Source organism: Streptomyces sp. NPDC051051, assembly GCF_040682975.1.
GTDB lineage: Bacteria > Actinomycetota > Actinomycetes > Streptomycetales > Streptomycetaceae > Streptomyces.
The window spans coordinates 162,799-168,798 of record NZ_JBFBCB010000009.1 but is presented as its reverse complement, the minus strand read 5'-3'; the positions used below and the strand labels follow the sequence as shown (position 1 = coordinate 168,798).

The following is a 6,000-nucleotide window of genomic DNA, read 5'->3' as shown; positions in this document are numbered from 1 at the left end:
GTATCGGGGCGACCCTCCGCCTTGCGATCGCACGCACCAGACGCCGCCGGGCCTGCCCTTCGGGCAGACGACGCTACTTTCGAAACACGCCCTAGAGGAACGTCCGGCCCTCGCCCCGGTACGTCGGCACGGTCGCCGTCACCCGGTCGCCCTCGACCAGATGCAGGGTGTCGAACCGTTCGCACAGCTCACCGGCCTTGGCGTGCCGGAACCACACCTTGTCGCCGATCAGCAGATCGTCGGCGGGGGAGCCGAGCAGCGGGGTCTGCACCTCGCCGGGCCCCTCCTGCGGGTCGTAGCGCAGTCCCTCCGGCAGGTACGGCACCGGCAGCCGGTCGCCGCCGGCGGCACCGGAGGCGGGGTAACCGCCACCGAGGACGGTGACGACGCCGACGCCCGGCCGCCGTACGACGGGCTGGGCGAACAGGGCGGCCGGGCGGCCGCTGAACGACGTGTAGTTGTCGAACAGACGCGGCACGTACAGTCCCGAACCCGCCGCGATCTCGGTGACCGCGTCCTCCGCGGCCGTGTGCTGCACACTGCCCGTGCCGCCGCCGTTGACGAACTCCAGGTCCGGCACCACGGCCCGCACCGCGCGCACCACCGCGGCGCGCCGCTCGACGAGTTCACGGCGGGCGGTGGCCTGCATCAGCCGGATCGCCCGTGACCGCAGGGGCCGTCCCGCCACCGAGTCGCCCACGCCCGCGATGTGCCCCTCGTACGCCATGATCCCCACCAGCCGGAACCCCGGCCGCCGGGCCACCGCCCGCGCCAGGTCGGCGACCTGGGCCGGGGAGTGCAGCGGCGAGCGCAGCGCGCCGACCCGCACCCGGCCGCCCAGCAGCTTCAACGAGGTGTCCAACTCCAGGCAGACCCGCACCACTTCGCCTCCCTCGCCGCGCGCGGAGTCGATGAGGTCGAGCTGGGCGACGTCGTCGACCATCACGGTGACGGCGGCGGCCAGCTTGGGGTCGCCGGCGAGTTCCGCGAAGCCGGAGCGGTCGGCGGAGGGGTAGGCGAGCAGGACGTCGTCGAAGCCCGACCGGGCCAGCCACAGGGATTCGGCCAAGGTGAAGGACATGAGGCCCGCGAAACCGTCCTTCGCCAGGACGCGTTCCAGCAGGGCCCGGCAGCGGACGGACTTGCTGGCGACCCGGACCGGCTTCCCGGCCGCCCGGCGCACCAGATCGTCCGCGTTGGCGTCGAATGCCTCCAGGTCGACGACGGCGAGAGGGGCGTCGAGATGGGCGGTGGCCCGGTCGTACCGGGCCCGGTCGGCGGCGCGCGCAGTCATGAACGCAGCCTGCCAGACCGGATTACCGCAGGGTAGGGGGACGTTCCGGGCAGATGCCCCCCGGGGTGCGGACTGGTTCCCGTTCGCGCAGGAACAAGCCGTAGAGTGACGCGCACGCACGGAGGAGGGCTCCGGCCGGTCGCCCGTGCCGGGATGCCGGTCCGCCCGTGCGGGTATGCGTGCCCAGGACGGCCGGCGGGGTCGGCACCGGGGCCGCCGGACCGAGGAGACCGGTCCGCGCAGGGTGACGACGGCGCGGGCACGAGGAAACGGGGGCGCATGAGCACGGAAGCACGCCGCGCCTCGGTTCCCCCGCCCCCGGCGACCCCACCCCGCCCGCCCCACCCGCCGGCGTCCGCGGATCCGGACCGGGCCCCGGACTCCCGGACGCCCGAACCGCCGCCCGCGGGGTTCCCGCCGTTCCGTACGGACCCGTCCGCGTCCTCGCGCCGGGTCCCGGAGCAGCCGTTCGCCGCGCCGGGTTTCCCGCACCTGCCGCCCCAACCCCCGCACCACATGCCCCCGCCCTCCGCGTCGGCCCGCTTCCCGGACGGCCCGCCCCCGAGCGGCAGGAACGACGAAGGCCCGTCCCGGACCGGGGCGCGCCGGCCGGAGGAAGGCCTCCGGCCCGCGGTCACCGACGGCGGCCGTCCCGCGACCCCGCAGGCCCCGCGCCCGGCCCGCCCGGGGGGCTCCCTCCCGGCAACCGGTCCGGACGGTGCCGGCGGCGCGACATCGGACGGTGCCGTCGGCGCGGGATGGGCCGGCGCCGATCCGGCACGTCCCGGCGTCCCGCGCCCCGCCCGCCTGGACGGCGCCCGTTCCCCGCACCCGGCCCCCTCCCGCGCCACCGGTCCGGAGGCGTCCCGTCACGCCGGTCCGGAGGCCTCCCGCCCGGCAGGCCCGGCCGCCCGCCGTCCCGCACGGCTGGACGCGATCCGTCCGACGCACCCGGACACCGCGCCTGCGAACGGCGCCCGCCCGACCGCCTCGGAGGCCACCGGCCAGGACCGTTCCGCCGCCCCCCGGGCCACCACCACCCGGCCCGGCGCGCAGGACGGCGCGACCGGCACCGCCGCTCCTGACCGGACCCCCGCCTCGGCCCCCGGCACGGAAGCCTCCCCGCCCGCCTTCTCCCGCCGGGAGACCCGCGACGTACCGGGCGCTCCTGCCGGCCCGGGCGCCTCTGCGTATCCGGTCGTCCCCTCCCGCCGGGAGACCCACGACGCGCAGGGCACCCCCGCCCACCCGGTCGCCCCCTCCCGCCCCGGCGCCCCCGCCCCGCCGGGAGCCCCCGCCGCCCCCGGTGAGCGCGCCCCCGACCACCCCGGCCCTCCCGCCCCCGGCACCGCCTGGAGCCCCCTCCCGCGTTCCTGGGCGCCCGCGCCCGGGCAGCACCGGGACGAGCTGTCGACCGCCGTTCCCGGACGGCACCCCGAAGCGGACGCACCACCCGCCTGGAGTCCCGCGACACCCCTGCGCCACCCCGACTTCGACGCGCCGCCCCCGGCCGCCGGGGCCGGACCCGATCCGGCGCTGTCGTGGAGCGCTCCGATGGTGCCGGGCGGAGCGCCTGGCGCCACACGGCCCGTCGTGACGTTCGCGGCCCCGGAGGGGTACGGCGACGCCCCGCGCGCGGGACGTCGCCGGCTGCGCGGGCACGCCGCCGCGGCGGCCGCCTGCGTGGTCCTCGGGCTGGGCCTCATCGGCGGTGCCGTCACCGGCAGTCGGCTCGTCGGCGACCCCGCGGACGCGGGGGAGCGGAGCGTCTACGCCACCGCGGGCGGCCTGTGGCACAACGTGCCCGTCGACCGGCTGTTTCCCCCGACCGTGGACGGACAGGGCGCCGGCCCCGGCGGCGCCGACCGCACCTGGACGCGGATCGGCGTCGCCCCGGACAGCGGCTGCGCCGGTGCCCTCGACCCGCTGCTCGGGAAGGCCCTCGCCCCGGTCGGCTGCGCCCGCCTGCTGCGCGCGACCTACACCGACGCCACCCGCAGCTTCGTCACCACCGTGGGCCTGCTGTTCACCAAGGCCGACGCGGCCGGCATGCGCGCCCTCGACGCCAGGTTCGACAAGGAGGGCCTGGCCGGCCGCACCGACCTGATGCCCCGCCCGTACGCCGCGAAGGGCACGCTCGCCGCCGCCTTCGGCGACGCGCAGCGCGCCTCGTGGACGGTGTCCGTCCTCACCGACGCCCCCGTCGTCGTCTACGCCGTGTCCGGCTGGGCGGACGGCCGTACGGTCGCCGCCGCCCAGCCCGCCGTCGAGGCCACCGCCTCCAGCGCCACCACCGCCGTGGCCCAGGCGGGCCTGGGCCACGAGGCGAAGGGCCTCGCCGACCGCATCGAGCGCGGCCTGCGCAAGACCGCCGTGTCTCCCTCGGAGCCGCCGTCATGAGCGGGCGCGGTGTCCGCCGGGCCGGTGTGCTGAGCTGTCTGCTGGCCGCCGCGGTCGCCCTGGTGCCGCCCACCACCGCGTACGCGGACGGCATCCGGGCCAAGCAGTGGGCGCTGGAGGCCCTGCACACCGAAGAGGTCTGGCAGACCACCAAGGGCAGGGGCGTCACCGTCGCCGTCCTGGACACCGGCGTCGAGGCCGACCACCCGGACCTCGCCGGCAACGTCCTGACCGGCAGGGACATGGTCGGCTTCGGGGCCGGGCCCGGCGACCGCGCCTGGGCCCGCCACGGTACCGCGATGGCCGGCATCATCGCCGGTCACGGCCATGGCCACGGAAACGGCGACGGCGTCATGGGCATCGCCCCGGAGGCGAAGATCCTGCCCGTCCGGGTGATCCTGGAGGACGGCGACCCGTCCCGCACCAAAGCCCGCAACACCCGCGGCAACGCCCTCGCCGAAGGCATCCGCTGGGCCGCCGACCAGGGCGCCGACGTCATCAACCTCTCCCTCGGCGACGACTCCGCCTCCGCCCACCCCGAACCCGCCGAGGACGAGGCCGTCCAGTACGCGCTCGAGAAGGGCTCGGTCGTCGTCGCCTCGGCCGGCAACGGCGGCGAGAAGGGCGACCACATCTCCTACCCGGCGGCCTACCCGGGCGTCATCGCCGCGACCGCCGTCGACCGCTACGGCACCCGCGCCTCCTTCTCCACCCGCCGCTGGTACGCCACGGTCAGCGCCCCCGGGGTCGACGTCGTCATCGCCGACCCCGACCACAAGTACTACGAGGGCTGGGGAACCTCCGCCGCGGCGGCCTTCGTCTCCGGCGCGGCCGCCCTCGTCAGGGCCGCCCACCCGGACCTGACCCCGGCGCAGATCAAGAAGCTGCTGGAGGACACCGCCCGCAACTCTCCCACCGGCGGCCGCGACGACTCCCGCGGCTTCGGCTTCATCGACCCGGCCGCCGCGATCAAGGCCGCCGCCGGCCTCGAACCCGAGGGCCTGCGGGCGGCGGCGTACGGCGACGAGTACTTCGGCCCCGGCCCGGACGAGCAGAGGGCCGAGGACGACACCTCGGGCTGGGCCGGTCCGCTCGCGGGCGGCACCGGGGGAGTGCTGCTGGTGGCCGCCGTGATCCTGTGGCGGGGCCGCCGTACCCGCGACCGCGAGGACGGGCAGCAGCAGTACGACGTCCTGTAGACGCCGTTTCCCTCCCACCCCGGCCCGGCCGCCGGACCGGTCCGCTCAGGCGTCCGTGAACGCCGACAGCGCCGCCCTCGCCGCCGCTTCCACCAGCGCGATCCCCTCGGCCTGGGTCCCGTTGCCGTCCGACAGCACGGCCACCAGGTAGTCGTGCCCGCCGGACGTCACCCGGCCGATGCTGTTGACGTCCCACAGTCCCGTCGCCGTACGCGGCAACCAGCCGTTCTTCAGCGCCCACGCGGACCCGTCGGCGGCGGCCGAGACCCCCCAGCGCTGGCCCGCCGCGATCTGCCCCATCAGCCCCTGGAGGTACGTCCGCGAGGCCCCGCTCAGCTTCGACGCGGTGCCGAAGACCTGCCGCAGCAGCGTCAGCTGGTCGGCGGCCGTCGTCCGGGTCAGCCCCCACAGCGCGCCGTCGCCGCCCCGGGTGCCGGTGAGTCCGAACCGCAGGTTCGCCGCGTCGAGCCCCGCCGCGCCGCCGATGGAGTTCCACAGCGCGGTCGCGGAGTCGTTGTCGCTGTTCTCGATCATCGCGGCCGCGTACGCCTTCTCCCGCGCCGTGAGCTGCCGGCCGGCGTCCTGCGCCTGGAGCAGCAGCGCCGCCAGGATATCCACCTTGACGATGCTCGCCGTGTCGAAGGCACCGGTGCCGTGGACCGCGCTCCGCCCGGTCCCCATGTCGAGCACGGCCACGGAGACCGCGGCGGCGTCCGGCACGGTCACCGAGGCCATCGCCTTCGCCAGCAGGGCGTCGCGGTCCACCACGGACCCGGACCCGGACTGGATCACGGGCTCCACCGACGCCTCCCCGCTCGCCGACACCGACACCGACGCCGAGGGCGACGGTGCCGCCGACGATACGGTGCCGGGACCCGGATGCGCCTGGGCCTTCACGTACACCGTCCCGGCCGCCGAGGCACCGAGCACGGCCACGGAGGCGAGCGCGCAGGAGAGGAGGGGACGGCGTCCGGACGGACGGGTGCGGCTGCCGCGGCGTGCTCTGGAGGACTCCATGCCCGTGATGCTGGAGGCGCCGACTGTGCGTCCCGTTGGACGCGGGTGAGAGGTGTGTCAGGGCTGTCTGAGAAACCCGTGAAAGCGGTC

The 6,000-nt window shown here is 76.7% G+C and carries 4 protein-coding genes; 2 read left to right on the top strand and 2 right to left on the bottom strand.

Translation table 11 applies throughout. The features are described from left to right. Positions 1 to 91: 91 nt before the first annotated feature. Complete coding sequence (locus AB0N31_RS10120; RefSeq protein WP_366057933.1) at positions 92 to 1,294, bottom strand: amino acid deaminase/aldolase; 1,203 nt, start codon at positions 1,292 to 1,294, stop codon at positions 92 to 94. Positions 1,295 to 1,573: 279 nt separating this feature from the next. Between AB0N31_RS10120 and AB0N31_RS10115 the strand changes: the two genes are divergently transcribed. Further along, on the top strand, positions 1,574 to 3,694 hold the full coding sequence (locus AB0N31_RS10115; protein WP_366057932.1) for a hypothetical protein: 2,121 nt from the start codon (positions 1,574 to 1,576) through the stop codon (positions 3,692 to 3,694). After that, a complete protein-coding gene (gene mycP / locus AB0N31_RS10110) occupies positions 3,691 to 4,893 on the top strand; it encodes a type VII secretion-associated serine protease mycosin (protein WP_366057931.1) in 1,203 nt (400 codons plus the stop codon). Before AB0N31_RS10115 ends, mycP begins: the two co-directional genes overlap by 4 nt. 45 nt (positions 4,894 to 4,938) lie before the next feature. Here the strand turns inward: mycP and AB0N31_RS10105 are convergent, their stop codons facing one another. Then, a complete protein-coding gene (locus tag AB0N31_RS10105; RefSeq protein WP_366057930.1) occupies positions 4,939 to 5,910 on the bottom strand; it encodes a serine hydrolase in 972 nt (323 codons plus the stop codon). Positions 5,911 to 6,000 lie beyond the last annotated feature (90 nt).